At 70.8% G+C, this 16508-nt stretch carries 13 protein-coding genes; 10 read left to right on the top strand and 3 right to left on the bottom strand.

Translation table 11 applies throughout. The features are described 5' to 3' along the window. The first annotated feature begins 4 nt into the window (after positions 1-4). From ACFWHU_RS02545 to ACFWHU_RS02515, 7 genes are all read left to right on the top strand, one after another. On the top strand, positions 5-586 hold the full coding sequence (locus ACFWHU_RS02545) for an ATP/GTP-binding protein (RefSeq protein WP_147875026.1): 582 nt from the start codon (positions 5-7) through the stop codon (positions 584-586). After that, on the top strand, positions 583-1890 hold the full coding sequence (locus tag ACFWHU_RS02540; protein ID WP_387223391.1) for a cytochrome P450: 1308 nt from the start codon (positions 583-585) through the stop codon (positions 1888-1890). The genes ACFWHU_RS02545 and ACFWHU_RS02540 overlap by 4 nt, the downstream gene beginning before the upstream one ends. Positions 1891-2037: 147 nt before the next feature. Then, entirely contained in the window at positions 2038-3120 is a 1083-nt protein-coding gene (locus ACFWHU_RS02535) for a polyprenyl synthetase family protein (protein ID WP_387223389.1), read from the top strand. Next, entirely contained in the window at positions 3117-4760 is a 1644-nt protein-coding gene (locus tag ACFWHU_RS02530; protein WP_387223387.1) for a prenyltransferase/squalene oxidase repeat-containing protein, read from the top strand. The genes ACFWHU_RS02535 and ACFWHU_RS02530 overlap by 4 nt, the downstream gene beginning before the upstream one ends. A gap of 9 nt (positions 4761-4769) precedes the next feature. Next, a complete protein-coding gene (locus ACFWHU_RS02525; RefSeq protein WP_387223385.1) occupies positions 4770-6128 on the top strand; it encodes a cytochrome P450 in 1359 nt (452 codons plus the stop codon). Then, positions 6125-7087 (top strand): terpene synthase family protein, encoded by a 963-nt coding sequence (locus ACFWHU_RS02520; protein ID WP_387223383.1) that lies wholly within the window; start codon positions 6125-6127, stop codon positions 7085-7087. Before ACFWHU_RS02525 ends, ACFWHU_RS02520 begins: the two co-directional genes overlap by 4 nt. A gap of 111 nt (positions 7088-7198) precedes the next feature. Then, entirely contained in the window at positions 7199-8200 is a 1002-nt protein-coding gene (locus ACFWHU_RS02515; RefSeq protein WP_385799491.1) for an ArsR/SmtB family transcription factor, read from the top strand. 30 nt (positions 8201-8230) lie between these two features. Here ACFWHU_RS02515 and ACFWHU_RS02510 read toward each other — a convergent pair whose 3' ends face one another. Beyond that, a complete protein-coding gene (locus tag ACFWHU_RS02510) occupies positions 8231-9643 on the bottom strand; it encodes an N-acetylmuramoyl-L-alanine amidase (protein WP_385799489.1) in 1413 nt (470 codons plus the stop codon). Positions 9644-9984: 341 nt separating this feature from the next. On the opposite strand from ACFWHU_RS02510, the gene ACFWHU_RS02505 reads away from it, so the two are divergent. Further along, entirely contained in the window at positions 9985-10818 is an 834-nt protein-coding gene (locus ACFWHU_RS02505; RefSeq protein ID WP_385799487.1) for a M23 family metallopeptidase, read from the top strand. A gap of 151 nt (positions 10819-10969) precedes the next feature. Here ACFWHU_RS02505 and ACFWHU_RS02500 read toward each other — a convergent pair whose 3' ends face one another. Beyond that, a complete protein-coding gene (locus ACFWHU_RS02500) occupies positions 10970-11452 on the bottom strand; it encodes a DUF456 domain-containing protein (RefSeq protein WP_385799486.1) in 483 nt (160 codons plus the stop codon). A gap of 63 nt (positions 11453-11515) precedes the next feature. Then, positions 11516-12517, bottom strand: coding sequence for a helix-turn-helix domain-containing protein (locus ACFWHU_RS02495; RefSeq protein ID WP_385799484.1), 1002 nt, complete (start codon positions 12515-12517; stop codon positions 11516-11518). A gap of 477 nt (positions 12518-12994) precedes the next feature. On the opposite strand from ACFWHU_RS02495, the gene ACFWHU_RS02490 reads away from it, so the two are divergent. Both ACFWHU_RS02490 and ACFWHU_RS02485 read left to right on the top strand, forming a co-directional pair. Then, the gene (locus ACFWHU_RS02490) at positions 12995-14650 is read left to right on the top strand and encodes a protein phosphatase 2C domain-containing protein (RefSeq protein ID WP_387223379.1); all 1656 of its coding nucleotides are present in this window, start codon (positions 12995-12997) and stop codon (positions 14648-14650) included. Positions 14651-14748: 98 nt separating this feature from the next. Next, positions 14749-16497, top strand: coding sequence for a pyruvate dehydrogenase (locus ACFWHU_RS02485; RefSeq protein ID WP_385799480.1), 1749 nt, complete (start codon positions 14749-14751; stop codon positions 16495-16497). The last annotated feature ends 11 nt before the right edge of the window (positions 16498-16508 follow it).

Raw genomic sequence — 16508 nt, 5'->3', positions numbered from 1 at the left:
TCCCGTGTACCTCCCCGAGGGGGAGCACCAGAGGGTCAAGATCCTTGTCGCGGGTCCCCTCGGCGTCGGCAAGACGACCGCGATCAAGACACTTTCACAGATCCCCACGCTGCACACCGACGAAGTCATGACGGACGCGGCGGCCGACGCCGACGACGTCAGCCTCGTCGGTCTGCGGGACAAGAAGACCACCACGGTGGCCATCGACTTCGGTCGTATGACCCTGCCCGGCGACCGGATCGTCCTGTACCTGTACGGAACTCCGGGGCAGCGTCGGTTCCTTCCCCTGTGGGAGGGCATCGCCTTCGGGGCCCTCGGCGCGCTCGTCCTGGTGGACACCCGGCGCCTCGACGAGTCCTTCGAAGTGATGGATCTTATCGAGGAGCGCGGTTTGCCGTACGCCGTGGCAGTCAATACCTTCCCTGACTCACCTGACTACGACCTGGAGATCGTTCGCAAGAAGCTCGACCTCGCCCCGGACACCCCACTCGTCACATGTGATGCCCGCGAGATGAACAGCAGTCTCAGCGCACTCATCGCACTGACCGCCCATTCCATATCCTCGGCCGGAGTCGGAGCCTCGTGAGTATCACACCACCGGACGCCACAGCTGTGCCCCTGCACGGGCCGGAACACGCGGCCGATCCCCAGCGCAGCTATGAACTGCTGCGCCGCCAGGGGCCGGTCGGCGTCGCCGAGATCTCCCCCGGCGTCTTCGTCAACCTGGTCACCGACTACCAGGCGGCGCTCGCACTCCTCCAGGACACGGACACCTGGACCAAGGACACCCGTAAGTGGCTGCCCCAGGTGCCGGAGAGCAGCCCGATCAGACCCCTGGTGGAGTGGCGGCCCAGTCTCCTCTTCGCCGACGGTGAGGAGCACGCGCATCTGCGCAAGGTGATCACCGACAGCTTCGCTCTCCTCGACCCCAACGATGTCCGCGTCGTGACGTTCCGTTTCGCCGACAAGCTCCTTCAGGACTTCGCGGACACCGGGACGGTCGACCTCGTCAGCCAGTACGCCCAGCAGCTGCCGTTGATGGTTTTCAACGCTCTGTTCGGTATGGAGGACGAGCACGGTCCCCGGCTCGTGGGGGCACTCGCGGCCATGATGGACACGGATCCGGAACGCAAGGCGTACGGCGCGCAGGTGTTCGGCGCCTACCTCCAGACCCTGTATCAGACCAAGGCCGAGAAGCGCGGCCATGACCTGACGTCCTGGTTCATCGACCACCCCAACGGGCTGAACCCGGAAGAGGTGATGAACCAGATCATCATCATCTTCGGCGCGGGGAACGAGCCGACGGCCAACCTCATCGCGAACACCTGCGTCCGGATGCTGAGCGACGACCGGTACTTCGGCACGCTCACCACCGGAAGCCTGCCCGTCCAGCACGCCATCGACGAGGCGCTGTGGCACGACTCGCCGCTCGCCAACTACAGCTTCCACTTCCCCAAGGAGGACGTCACCTTCCACGGCAAGCGCATCCCCGCCCACTCCCCGGTCATGGTCTCGTACGCCGCCGCCAACACCTGCCCCCACTCGGGGGTTCCGGCCGACGGCTACCGCTCGGGAACCAAGGCGCACCTGGCGTTCGCCGCCGGACCGCACGCCTGTCCGGCACGTGATCTCGCCCTGCTGATCGCGACCGCCGCGATCGAACGACTCGCCAGCTACCTGCCGGACATCGAACTGGCCGTAGCGCCCGATCAGTTGACATACCGCGACGGACCCGTCCACCGGACGCTCACGTCGCTTCCCGCCCGGTTCACTCCGCTGACTCCCGACGCCAAGGGCATCACCCCCTGGAGCCGCAGCTCCGCCGGCCCGGAGACAGCCACCGGGGCGTCCTCGACAGCAGGCGACCGTGTGTCGGTGACAACTTCCTAGCCTGCCCTCCCATGCCGTGTCGCGGTGGTGCCGTCGGCCAATGACCCGCACCACCGTGACACCCGCGGGAAAGCGGTGTCCTGGCCGCGTCCTCTGCCCGAACGGAACCACCATGACGGTTCTTGACCGAAAGGGGATCAACCACCGATGGCAACCACACCTCCCGCCACCAGTCCGCCGGACCTGATGTCCGTACGGCACAAGGTGAGTGCGGCCCTGACCAGTTTCCTCGACGCCAAGGACGAGGCCGCGCCAGGAACCGAACTGCTCTATCTGACCTCCACGTTGCGCGCGTTCCTCACCGGCGGGAAAAGGCTGCGATCCGTGCTGTGCGTCTACGGATGGCAGGCCGCCGGCGGGGACGGAGAGATGACGGCCGCCATCCGCGCGGCCGCGAGCCTCGAACTCTTCCAAGTGTTCGCCCTCGTGCACGACGACGTGATGGACGACAGCGACGTCCGCCGCGGCCGGCCGTCCGCACACCGTGCGCTGGCCGCCGCGTACACCGACAACGGCGGTCCCCGCGGCCGTGCCGCGGCGCACGGACTGGGCGCCGCCGTCCTCCTCGGAGACCTGGCGCTCGTGTGGTCCGATGAATTCCTCCACACGGCGGGCCTCGACCCGGACAGGCTCGCCCAAGTGCTGCCCCTGGTGGCCGAGATGCGCAGTGAGGTCATGTACGGCCAGCTCCTGGACCTCCAGACCACCGGTCGGCTGACCGGCGACGTCGAAACGGCACTGCACGTCATCCGGTACAAGACCGCCAAGTACACCGTGGAACGCCCTCTTCACATAGGAGCGGCGGTGGCGGGAGCCCCGCCGTCCGTGCTCGACGCCTGCACCGCGTTCGGCATCCCACTAGGAGAAGCGTTTCAGCTGCGCGACGACCTGCTCGGTGTGTTCGGCGATCCCGCCCGGACCGGCAAACCGATACTGGACGATCTGCGCGAGGGCAAGGCCACCGTACTGATGGCCCTCGCCGTCCAGCGAGCCTCCACCACCGAGCGCAGGACCCTGCGCGGACTCGTCGGCCGCAGCGACCTCGACGAGGACCAGGCCGCCGAGATCCGGAACATTCTGGACTCCACCGGCGCCCGGCAGACCGTCGAAGAGAAGATCACCACGCGCCGGGACGCGGCCCTCGCCGCGCTGGACGAGGCGCCCTTCCCGGAAGAGACCACCGACCAATTGCGTGAGATCGCCCTGGCCGCCACGGAGCGACAGACATGACCGCCCGCCCGTCCGCCGTCACCGCAACCGTGAGGTCGAACAAGCCGATGAGCGACACGGTCGCGAACGCGACCTACCCCGAAGAGGCCGCCCGACTGGTGGCGAGCGTCGACCGGGACCCGTGGGGCAGCGTCCGCCCCTCCCTGTACGAGACCGCCCGGGTCATCTCGGCGGCCCCCTGGCTGTCCAGGGAACCGCGCCGGATCGCGTATCTGCTCAACGAGCAGGCGCCCGACGGGAGTTGGGGTGAGGGGCCGGAGCGCTACCGCCTGCTGCCGACGCTCAGCGGTGTGGAAGCCGCACTGGCGGTCCTGCGGCGGGGCGCCGCGCCCGAGGAGACGACCCGGCGGCTCACCACGGCGGTCGACAGCGGCCTCGCCGCGCTGCGCGCGCTGCCGCCGGCCGGACCGTGGCCCGACACCGCCGCTGCCGAAATACTCGTCCCCAGCCTGGTCGCGAAGATCCACGAGCAGCTCACCCTCATCGGCGACGACAGGACACCGGCCGCCGGCCACTGGCGTCCGGGGCCCGCACCCGCACTTCCCCGAGGCTACGACCAGGCCGTGCCCGCGTACGTGGCCAGGCGGTACGCCTCGGCGGGCAGCCTCCCCGTCAAGCTGCACCACACGTTCGAAGGCGTGGCCGGGTACATAGCCGGGGCGCTCATACCCGACGGACCGGACCTGCTGGGCAGTTCACCGGCCGCCACCGCCGCCCGGGCCGCGGCCACGCAGGCGCCATCGGCCGGAACCGTCGCGGCCCTCGAAACCGTGGCGGAGCGCTACTCGGGCCTCTTCCCGGAGGCTGCCCCGATCCTCGTCTTCGAGCGTCTGTGGGTCGCCGCCGCGCTGGCCGGCGCCCATCTGCCGGCCGCCAGTGTGCCCACCGTCCGCAAATGGGCCACCGACCTCTACGACCCCCGGGGAGTACGCGGCGCACCCGGACTCATGACGGACGCCGACGACACCGCCATGGCCGTGCTGGTGTCCTCACTGGTCGGCCTGGACCACACCCCCGAGCCGCTCGACCTGTTCCACAACGGCAGTCACTACGACTGCTACATCGGCGAGGACACCGGATCGGTCACCGCGAACGCCCACGCACTCCAAGCGCTCGGCAGCTATCTGAGTCACCACCCCGAGGCACAGCACACCTACGGCCCCCGGACGGACAAGCTGATCGACTGGCTCGTCGGGCAGCAGCGGCCCGAAGGGCCGTGGCCCGACAAATGGCACGCCTCCCCCTACTACGCCACCGCGCGGTGTGTGGCCGCGCTCTCGCGTCACGGTGGAGACCGGGCGGCAACGGCCGTCGGGACCGCCGTGGCCTGGGCCGTCGACACCCAGCGTGACGACGGCTCCTGGGGGACATGGGGCGGCACCACGGAGGAGACCGCGTACGCCGCGCAGATCCTGCTGTCGGCCGCCGACCACCGGCCGCGGCACGCCCGCGCCCTGGACCGTGCCGAGACGTATCTGAACGAGGGGGCCGGATCCGGCCACCACCCCGCACTGTGGCACGACAAAACCCTGTACGCGCCCGGCGCCATGATCGAAGCCGAAGTCCTCGCCGTGCGGGAGCTGCTGCGGACACGTCATGGCGTGAACCGGCAGACCACACCGACCGACGCGCGAGGGTAGGACAGACACGTGACGACCGACATGATCGTTCCACCGATGGCGCCCGGGAAACTGCCGCTCGTCGGCCACGCCGTACCTCTGATCAGGGACCGCCTCGCTTTCATCCAGCGCCTGCGCACGCACGGCCCCGTCGTCCGCGTCACCGTCGGCCCCAAGACGCTGACCGTGGTCAACTCGCCCGAGCTGATGCACGAGATGCTCACCAGCCAGGCCGACGAATTCACCAAAGGGCTGCTCTTCGAGAAGCTCAAACTCTTCGGCAAGGACGCCCTGCCCGTAGCGGAAGGCAAGCCGCACCTGCGTCGGCGCCGTCTGATGCAGCCGGCCTTCCACCGCCGGCAGATCGCCGGCTACGTCAACACCATGCGACAAGCCGTGGAGCCGTACGTCGCGGGCTGGGACGGCGGAACCGCACTCGACGTGAAGACCGAGATGCAGCTCATGGCGCAGGGCGTCGTCATGTCGGCCCTGTTCTCCGCGGCGCCCCCGCGGGAATCCGCCTACACGATCCTCGACAGCGTCGACACCGTCTTCAAGGCCGCCCTGCAACGTGCCCTGCTGCCCATCTCCGCCCTGGAACGACTGCCCACCCGGCGCAACCGGAGGGCCGAGGCCGCCGGCACCGCGCTACGCACCGCGGTCGCCGGCATCATCGCGGAACACCGCGCGCACCCCGATACGTACGACGACATCGTGTCGTTGCTCCTGACCGCACAGGACGACACCGGCGCGACGCTGCCCGACGACGAGATCCTCTCCGAGATCGTCGCACTGCTCGCGGCGGGCTCCGAGACCACCGCGGTCGTCCTCGCCTGGCTCTTCCACGAACTGGGCCGCAACCCGGACATGGAGCGCCGGCTCCACGAAGAAGTCGACTCCGTGCTCGCCGAGGGTCCACTCACCGCCGAGCGCGTTCCCCGCCTCGTCTACACCCGCATGCTCGTCAGCGAAAGCCTGCGTCTGTACAGCCCCGCGTGGCTCGTGACCCGGCAAGCCGTCTCGGACGTGAGACTCGGCGAGTTCACCCTGCCGGCCGGCTCGGATGTGATCTGGAGCGCCTACGCACTGCACCGGGATCCCGACATCTACCCCGATCCGCTGCGCTTCGACCCCGACCGCTGGCTCCCGGAGCGCCCCCAGCCACCGAAGGGCGGCTTCATCCCCTTCGGTTCCGGCAAACGCATGTGTATCGGGGACGCGTTCGCCTGGACCGAGACGGTCATCATCACCGCGCTGATCGCGTCCCGCTGGCGGCTGCGGCCGACACCCGGCACCGTACGTCCGGTCGGAGCGATCTCCACGCACCCCTCGTCCCTGCGGATGGTGCCCGAGCTCAGACACCACACCATCGGGAGGAACGCCCGATGAACGACACGATCCGCACGGACTCGCGCGCCCTGCCGATGCCCGATCTGCGGGACTCCTTCCCCGGCCCCTTCCCGACCAGTGCGTACGCCGACGACATCGAGCGGCACGCCACCCAGTGGCTCGGAACGTTCCCGCTCGTCGGCTCACCGCGCAAACTGGGCGCCCTGGCCAACATCACGGGCCACGGCATGGCCCGCACCTTCCCGACCGCCGAGCGGACCGACCTCTTTCTCTGCGCCGACCTCTTCCTGTGGCTCACCGCGTTCGACGACACGCACGGCGAGGCCGCAGGAGCCCGCGACCCGGCCCGCCTGGTCCGCACGATCAGTGAGTGCGTCCACCTCCTCGCCGGTCACGACGAGCCACCGGGAAACCCGAGCCCCTTCGGCGCCGCCCTGGCCGACCTCCTGGCCCGGTTCGGGCAACTGGCCACTCCCACGCAGTACTTGCGGCTCACCGCACATCTGCGGGACAACCTCCTGGGCATCCTCTGGGAGGCACACCACATCGGCGGACCCGACCACGTCACCATGTCCGACTACCGCGCGATGCGTCCGCACACCGTCTTCGTGCGGACCCTCATGGCCACGGCGGAGATCGCGCTCCGGTACGAACTGACCGAACAGGACCGGTCCTTGGAGCCGGTCCGAGAGCTCCAGACGGCCGTCGCGGACCTCGCCGGCTGGATCAACGACCTCGCCTCGTACGCGAAGGAGACGGCCGACGATGGACCGGCCTCGCTCAACCTGCCGTCACTGCTGATGCGGCAGCACGGGTGTGACATCGAAGAGGCGTTCCGGCTGGCCTCCCGCATGTGCGAACAGCGGGCCGCCGTGGCCGCCGCCCGAATCGCCGAACTGGCCGCCGGCGAAGGCCCGCTCTCCATTCACGCACAGGCCCTCGGGTCCATCGCCTCTTCGTACGTCTGGCACATCGATCACTCCCGCTACCAGACCTAGAACATGTCCGTCGGATCGGGCCGGACCGGGCCGTGCGCGACCGCGATCACCGCGCGACCCGGTCCCGCTACACTCCGGCCTGAACGCACAGGCTTTCCGGGGGAGTCCAACGTGCTGCGAGTCGATCTCCGTGGACGGGAGCTGAACCGGCTGCGCGTGGCGGACGGGGCCGACGCTCTGTGGGAGGCCGCGCTCAGCCTGCACCTGCTCCAGAACCAGCACGTCCCGCCGGCCTTCGCGCCCTGGCGGCGCGAAGTCCGTTCGGCCCTGGAACGCGCCGGACTCGCTTCCGCCGTACGGGAGTTGATGCTCCTGTGCCCGTCGGCCGAGTACTTCCCCGACTTCCTGACGCCCGGCCGCGGCGAGCTGGACCTCGACATCGGGGTGGACCGGCTGCTGTCGACTCCCCGCCGTCGCCTGGTCGCCGATCTCACACGACTCTACGCGCGCAGACGCGGGCCGGTCCCGGCCACCGTACGGCGGCTGTCCGAGGGTGATGTGGAGGCACTGCGCTGGCTCGGGTCGACGCTGCGGCGCTACTACTCGCTCGCCGTGGCGCCGTATCTGCCCGCCATCCGCGCGCAGGCCGCGGCCGACCGCTCCCGCCGCGCCGAGGCGGCGCTGACCGGCGGAGCGGAGGGGCTGGTGGCCAGCTACGAGGAGATGCCCGGCTGGCGCTGCGAGGAGGGCATCCTGCGTACGCCGTACCCGGTCAGCCGTGAACTCCAGTTGTCCGGACAGACGTTGACACTGATTCCGGGATTCTTCTGCGTCGGCACGCCACTGGCCCTCGTCGACGACGAGCTTCCCCCGGTGCTGGTCCACCCGCTCTCCCCGGCGCCCGGCTGGCTGGTGCGCCACCGGCAGGGTGAGGTGACGCCACCGGTGGCCCAGCTGATCGGGACCTCGCGCGCCCGGCTGCTCGAACTGCTCGACCGGCCGATGACGACGACGGGTCTGGCGGGGGCGCTGCGGATGGCTCCCTCGACGGCGAGCCGTCATGCCTCCGTACTGCGCGAGGCGGGACTGCTCACCTCGCACCGGCACGGCAACCGGATGATGCACCACCGCACCCAGCTGGGCACGGCCTTGCTGGACGGCCCCGCCCGCTGAGGCGGCGATGCATCAACTACGACTGAGCGGTCAGCAGTTGGGCACGCCCGGCAGCCACGCGTCCGAGACGTCGATGAAGATGTTCGAGATGTAGCCGCCGTAGTCCGGCAGATACGACCAGGCGTCGTTGCTGTACCCCTGGTAGTTGACCAGCTCTCCGCGCTTCTGGCACTGGACCTTGACCGATGTCGGTCCCGCCAGACTGGCCACCTGCGCCGAGGTGGTCGCCGCCTCCTGACGGATGCTCACGCCGGTGCCCCACGTCGGGAACGAGGTGCCGGGGCCGGGGCCCGGGTCACCCGTGCCGCCGTTGACCAGCGACATGTAGTAGGTCCAGTTCCAGTTCGCACCGGGGTCGGTGTGGTCGTTGCCCGGCACCTCGCTGTGGCCGACGACGCCCGTGCGGGTGCGCGGGATGCCGTACTTCGCGGTGAGGTGACGCGTCAGCGCGGCCGACGAGCGGTACATCGAGTCGGTGAACCAGGACGGGTCGGCGACGAAGCCCTCGTGCTCGATGCCGATGGAGCTGGCGTTCGCCGAGCGCGCGTGCCAGGCGGTGTTGGCGTCACGGACCATCTGGGTGACCTGGCCGTCCGAGGAGCGGATCACATAGTGCGCGCTGACCTGCGAGGACGGGTTCTGGAACCAGCTGATGGAGCCTGCGTACGACCCCTGGGTGACGTGGACGACCACCTTGTTGATCGCGGCCGTACGGCCGCTCTGGTAGTTCGACGTGCTCGCCGGGACCCAGAGCGCCGGTCCGTAGTCGTCGCTCAGCACGCCGAAGTCGGAGGCGATGCTCGCGTACTTGCCGCGGTCGGGCGTCACCTTGCGCGCCTTGACGAGGATCTGCTCGTTGCCGGCGGCCTGGGCGCGCAGACCCTTGTTCAGCAGGTCGTACGCGGTGTCCGCGTACAGCCGCGCCGTCTGGTCGTTCGTCGCCGCGCCGTACTCGGCGGCGACCGGGTACCACTGGGCGAGCGAGTCGCGGTCGGCCGAGTCCAGACCCTGCTCGTCGGCGACGGCGCGCAGGACGGCGGCGCCGCCGCGGATGTTGGCCGTGGTGTCCTTCTTGAGCTCGGCCACGGACTCGCCGGTGAGCTTCGCGGCCCGCTCCAGCGTCTGGTGCTTCGGCTGGCTGACCAGGTGCATCACACCGTAGCCGTTCGCCTGACTCGGTCTGCCGCCGTGGCCGTCGAGGTGCGTCTCGCCGTATCCGACGGCGACGAGCAGGTCACGGGGTACGTCGAACTCGGCGGCGGCCTTCGAGAACGCGGTGTTCATGGTGCCGGAGCCGGCTTCTGAGCCGGCGTCGGAACCGCCGCCGGGGTACGGCGCGGCCGCCGCCGGCTGGCCGGCGAGGGCCAGCGACGCGGCGACCACGGTGCCGAGGAGCGCGGCCCGGCCGCGCTTCCAACCTGTCATGCCTGTCATCAAGGTCATCGATCTTCTCTCCGCTCTGTGGTGCGCGGGTCCGGGACCTGTGCGCACAAGTGGGGGCAAGGCGGGGTGAGGAGCTGTCAACTCCTGCGGGATACAGGTGACTTGTGGGGTGGTGCCAGGTGGGGCAGTGGGGGTGGGGCAGGCGGGACGTACTCTGCCGCACCGGCGGCACCGACGCCATGATGGAGCGCCGACTTGTCAGGAGCAAGACATTTCATCTCCGACGAAACGCGCTGTCCAGTCGTTGTGGGACGGTGCGCCCGTCGCTACTTTTGCCGGGTCTCGCAGTGGTCGCGGCCCGCCCGCCCGACCGGCTGCTTCCCCCACACCCGGGAGCATTCGTGACCCGTCTCAGACGCCTATCGACCACATTCGCCGGTGTGCTCCTCGTACTAGTCGGGGTGCTGACGGTACCCGCTGGAGCGGCCGAAGCAGCTGAAGCCGGCACCGCCGACACGGCCGCCGCGGCGGCGGGCCCCAACTTCAAGGCGCCCTACCCGTGCGGGCAGCGGTGGACCTACAGCCACCACTCCGCCGAGGTCCGCCGTGCGCTGGACTTCGTACGGGCCGACGGCGGCACCACCAACGGCACCCCCGCCCTCGCGTCGGCCGCCGGCACGGCGACCCGGCACAGCCAGCCGAGCGGCGCGGGCAACTACATCTCCATCGACCACGGCGGCGGCTGGAAGACGTACTACTTCCACCTCGGCTCCTACTCGGTGGCCAGCGGACAGTTCGTCAACCAGGGCCAGCAGATCGGCACCACCGGCTCCAGCGGCAACTCCTCCGGCCCCCATCTGCACTACGAGCAGCTGCTCAACGGTGTCGGACAGAACATCGTCATCAACGGCGGCGGCCTGCCCTACCCCGGCAGCTACAACCAGCACTTCCTCACCAGTGACAACGGCTGCGGTGGCGGAGGCGGCGGTACCCCCTTCACCACCTGGGGCACCGGCGTCAGTGTCCGCGCCGACGCCCGGCTGAACGCCGCCGTGGTGACCCGGCTGGCCGGCCCCACGAACGTCCACGTCGTGTGCCAGAAGCAGGGCGACACCGTGAACGCCGAGGGGTACAGCAACAACTGGTGGAGCAAGCTGCGCGACCAGGGCGGCTTCATGTCGAACATCTACATCGACCACCCGGCCGCCCAGCTCCCCGGCGTGCCACTCTGCTGACCGGCCCATCCGCACGACGTACACCCGCGCAAGCACGACCGGCGGCTCGGAAGGCAGACTTTTTCCGAGCCGCCGGAGCGTTCGCCTCGACCGGCTGCATACGTGGCACCGGCCGGTCACCGACCGCGGTGATCAGCGCCGCGTCCCCCGTTCAGCCCCAGACCAGCACCCCCAGCCACGCACCCGCCACGAGCAGGCAGCAGAACAGCTCGACCAGCACCGGGACGCCGGCCGAGCGCATCACCGCGCGGGTCGAAGCCCAGCCGTCGCGGTGGCTGCCCAGCCGTACCCGCTCGACCGCGTAGATCCCCCCGACGAAGGCCGGCGCCGTGCCCACCACCGGCACCACGAAGAAGCCCACGATCCCCGCCAGCCCGCCGGCCAGCAGCGTCCGCCGGCGGGTCCCGGTCTCGCGTGTACGACGGGACGGCAGCAGTGGTCTGAGCGCCTGATTGAGCAGCAGCAGCGCCGTGGCGGCGATCAGCACCGCCCAGGCCGTGGCCGAGGTGTCGCTCAGCGCCCACCAGACCACGGCGGCCCAGACGATGGCGGGTCCCGGCACCCCCGGAATCAGCACACCGAGGACGCCCAGCAGCATGACCAGACCCACCAGCACGAGCTGCCACACGTCCATCTGCCAAGAGTGCAGGATCCCGGTCGGAGTGGCACGCGGGCGATCCGCCCCGCCCCCGTGCCCTCACTCCCGCGGGTCGCGGGCCACCCAGCCCTTCTCGTACGCGTGCCAGCCCAGCTGGAGCCGCGTCGTCACGCCCGCCAGCTCCATCAGGCCCTTCACCCGGCGCTGCACGGTCCGCAGCCCCAGATCGAGCTGCTTGGCGACGCTCGCGTCCGTCATCCCCGCGAGCAGCAGGGACAGGACCTCCAGATCGGTCTCGCCCGGCCCCTCGACCGCGTCCTCCACGACCGTCGCCCCGTCCCCGCCCGGGACCAGCCGCAGCGGCAGCGCGTCGCGCCACACCGCCTCGAACAGTCCCGACAGTGACTCCAGCAGCCCACTCGCGTGGACGACCAGGGCCGCGGGCTCCGCGTCACCCGCCGTCAACGGCACCATCGCCAGGGCGCGGTCGGCGATCACCAGCTTGGTCGGTACCCGGTCGACGACCCGTACCTGCTCGTCACGGCCGAGCGCCGCCGACAGCTCGGTGATCCCGTCGGGCAGCGACAGCACCTCGCGCTCGATCACCACGCGGTAGCGGACGCCGCGCGTCACCACCCGCTCCTCGGACTCGTTGTCGATCCCCGTCACCACCACCGGCCGCCCGGTGACCAGTGCCCGGATCTCCTCCGTCGCCCCCAGCTGGAGCTGGTGGAAACGGTGCGCCACCGCGCTCGCGCCCGTCACCACCTCGACCAGATCGTGCACGGCGGGACCCGCCGACTCCGCGCGGTACTCCTCCGCGAGCAGCACGGCGGCCAGCTCGGCCCGCTCCAGCTCATGACGCTGCTGGGTGAGCAGCGCGCCCAGCGCCACGGCGGGCGGCGCGGCCACCCAGCGCCCGGTGCGGGCCGACGACTGCGCGGCCAGCCCCTGCTGCTCCAGCCGGCGCAGCGCGCGCTCGGTGTCCTGCTCGGGCATCGCGAGCCGATGCGCCAGATCGGCCGCCTCGGCGGCGCCGAGCGCCACCAGCGCGCGATACGCCGATTCCTGTCTCTCGTCGAGACCTATTGCTCCCAGCACCCCTGCACCCCTCCCCGGACGGACGTTCAAACCCGGCGGGGTGTGGCGGATACCGGCCACGGCGTAAACCCGCCGCGCACATCATCCCCGTATCACCCGTCACTCTGCCAATGTGGCGACATTGCCGGATCGACAGACCTCAGGGATATGCCCCGGTCGCGTCGGTGCGTGTCCGCCCCTGTCCGGCGGACCTCGTATGCCGGATAAGCTGACTACCCGGACGTTCCTGTCGAACCCCGACGAGTCGCTACGATTCGAATCGGCGTACGGTCGACACTACGGCCGGTCTCCGGCCCCGAATCCTGGTCGGCGCACCTGGTGCGCTCCGACCTGCCGAACGTCCGCCGGGCGTCCTTCCCGTGGGGGGTGGGGTCGCCCGGCGGACTTGGGCCGGGTGCTCGCGGCGTCATCCGGCCACGCCTCTTATTTTTCTCGGTGCCCCGTTTTCTGACGCCTCGTGCGGTCGACAATAGGAGCATGAGCCAGCAGGGGGACCGGCCCGCCACCACCGACGACTGGTGGGGCCGGCTGTACGACGAGTCCGCACGCGACACCGGTCCGGCCGAGGCGCCGGACGACACGATCGACGACCGTTTCGACTCGGCGGCGGACACGCTCGGCGCCGAGGGCGCGGCGGACGCGACGACGCGGGCGGGGTACGGGCAAGCGGTCGACGCGATCGGTGTGGACGACGAGGACGACGAGGACGACGCGGGCGACGAGGACGACGACGTGGACGTGGACGTGGCGGCCGCCGCGGGCAGCGGGCCCGTCTCGCGGCCGCTGGCCTGGTGGGAGGCTCGCGGCGCCTACCCGGTGATCCAGGCCCCCGCGCCCGCGCCGGCGTCACCGCCCACGATCGTCGACACGCCACCGGCAGTCCCGCCGCCCCCGCCTCCGCCCCCGCAGGCTCCGACGCCCGCGCCCAGCCCCGTCGCGCCGGCCCCTCTCACGCCCCGGCCACGCGCGCCGTGGGAGCCGCCGCCCGCCGCGTTCGATCCCAGCGACGCCAGACCGCTGCCGGGCGCCGTCGATCCGGCGCCGCCACGGCTCACCACCCCGGCCCCGGCCCCTGCCCCGGATCCGCGCGCCGCCGCTCCCGAGGTCCCGATTCCTCCCGCGCCCGAGCCGGCACCCGCCGCCCCGCTCACCTACGTCGGCGACAGGCCGCCCACCTACGACGCCGAACCCACCGCGCTGCCCGCCACCGAGGCCGAAGCGCTCGGCCAACTCGTCGCCGACACGGTGCTCGACGGCGCGCGGTACGGCACGTACACCCTGCGCGCGGCCTCCATGCGCGGCGATTCGGCGCGCTATCGGGGCGAGCCCCGCAGGGACGCCCTGCTCACCGCCCGCTTCGGCGCCGGCCCGAGCGCCCTCGTCCTGGTCGCCGTGGCCACCGGCGCGCGCGCCACCGAGGGCGCGCACCTGTCCGCCGCCGACGCCTGCCGGTGGATCGGCGGCGCCGTCGGCCGCAGCCACAGCCGGCTCGGCGAGGACATAAGAGCCGGCCGCCGGGGCGACCTGAAGTCCGGTCTGCACCGGCTCACCGACCGCACGTACGGCAAGCTGCGCGCCCGCGCGGCCGAGTTGGGCCGCGAACCGGAGGACTACACCGCGAGCCTGCGCTGTCTGCTGCTCTCCGCCGACCCCGACTGCCGGACCCGCGTCTTCTTCGGCGTCGGCGGCGGCGGGCTCTTCCGGCTCAGGGACGGCGCCTGGCAGGACCTGGAGCCGCTGCTCCCCGAACCGGCCGACATCAGGGGCGAGCCGGTGCTGGGTTTCGGCTCCGCCCGGTCCGAAGCCTCCGCCGAACAGACCCCCGAGGGCGACCGCCTCACGATGGATCTGGAGATCACCAAGCCTCCGGGGCCGGTCGTCGAGGATCCCGTTCCGCCGCCGCCGGAGCCGTTCCGCTTCCGGGCCTCGGTGGCCCGTCCGGGCGACACACTGCTGCTGACCAGCGTCGGGCTCGCCGAGCCGCTGCGCGGCGAACCGGCACTGGGCGACGAACTGGCCGCGCGCTGGGCGTCCGCCGAGCCGCCGGGGCTCGCCGAGTATCTGTCGGACGTCCGGCTGCGGGTGAAGGGTTACGCCGACGACCGTACGGCCGTGGGGGTCTGGGAGGCGTAACCGCGCGGGGCGTGGGTTGATGGACAGCGGGTACCGGGGGGGACCCCGGGCCGCGTCCCACCGGCCCGGCACCCCGGACAGCAGAAGGGCGCGCTTCCATGGCCAGGCAGAACGTGGCGGAGCAGTTCGTCGACATCCTCGCCCGCGCGGGCGTGCAACGCATGTACGGAGTCGTCGGCGACAGTCTCAACCCCGTCGTCGACGCCATCCGGCGCAACGCGGCCATCGACTGGGTGCAGGTCAGGCACGAGGAGGCGGCGGCCTTCGCGGCGGGAGCCGAGGCCCAGATCACCGGCAAGCTCGCCGCCTGCGCCGGCTCCTGCGGGCCCGGCAATCTGCACCTCATCAACGGGCTGTACGACGCGCACCGTTCGATGGCCCCGGTCCTCGCGCTCGCCTCGCACATCCCCACCGGGGAGATCGGCCTCGGGTACTTCCAGGAGACGCATCCCGAGCGGCTGTTCGAGGAGTGCAGCCACTACAACGAGATGATCTCCAGCCCCGAGCAGATGCCCCGGCTCGTCCAGACGGCCATCCAGCACGCGGTCGGCCGGGGCGGTGTCAGCGTGGTGACGCTGCCCGGCGACATCGCCTCCCGGCCGGCCCCGACGAAGGCGATCGAGCACGCCCTGGTGACGTCCCGGCCGACGGTCCGGCCCGGCGACCTGGAGATCGACAAGCTGGTCGACATGATCGACGACGCGGACCGGGTCACGCTCTTCTGCGGCAGCGGCACGGCGGGGGCGCACGACGAGGTCATGGAGTTCGCCGAGCGGATCAAGTCCCCGATCGGCCACGCCCTGCGGGGCAAGGAGTGGATCCAGTACGACAACAAGTTCGACGTCGGTATGAGCGGACTGCTCGGATACGGCGCCGCCTACGAGGCCACCCACGAGTGCGATCTGCTCATCCTGCTCGGCACCGACTTCCCGTACAACGCGTTCCTGCCCGACGGCACCGACGTGAAGATCGTCCAGGTCGACGTCCGGCCCGAACGCCTCGGCCGCCGCTCCCAGTTGGACCTCGCCGTGTGGGGCGACGTACGCGAGACGCTGCGCTGTCTGACGCCCCGGGTGCGGATGAAGAGCGACCGCCGGTTCCTGGACAAGATGCTCAAGAAGCACGCCGACGCGCTCGAAGGCGTCGTCAAGGCGTACACCCGCAAGGTCGACAAACACGTCCCTATCCACCCCGAGTACGTCGCGTCGGTGCTGGACGAAGTGGCCGACGACGACGCCGTGTTCACCGTGGACACCGGTATGTGCAACGTCTGGGCCGCCCGCTATCTGTCGCCCAACGGCCGCCGCCGGGTGATCGGTTCGTTCAGCCACGGGTCGATGGCCAACGCCATGGTGCAGGCCGTCGGCGCGCAGTTCGTGGACCGGGAGCGTCAGGTCGTCTCGATGTCGGGCGACGGCGGGTTCACCATGCTGATGGGTGACTTCCTGACCCTCGTCCAGTACGAACTGCCGGTGAAGATCGTCCTGTTCAACAACTCCTCGCTCGGCATGGTCGAGCTGGAGATGATGGTGGCCGGGCTGCCGTCGTACGGCACCACCAACCGCAACCCCGACTTCGCGGCCGTGGCCCGCGCCGCCGGGGCGTTCGGGGTCAGGGTGGAGAAGCCCAGGCAGCTCGCGGGCGCGCTCAAGGACGCCTTCAAGCACAAGGGTCCGGCCCTGGTGGACGTGGTCACCGACCCGAACGCCCTGTCCATGCCGCCGAAGATCAGCGCCGACATGGTGCAGGGCTTCGCACTCTCCGCCGGGAAGATCGTGCTGGACGGAGGGGTGGGCCGCATGGTCCAGATGGCGCGCTCCAACCTGCGCAACCTGCCGCGACCCTGACCCCTCCCGCC

This window comes from Streptomyces sp. NPDC060366, from assembly GCF_042725135.1.
In the GTDB taxonomy this organism is placed as follows: Bacteria; Actinomycetota; Actinomycetes; order Streptomycetales; family Streptomycetaceae; genus Streptomyces.
This window is presented reverse-complemented; position numbering and strand designations above follow the sequence as displayed.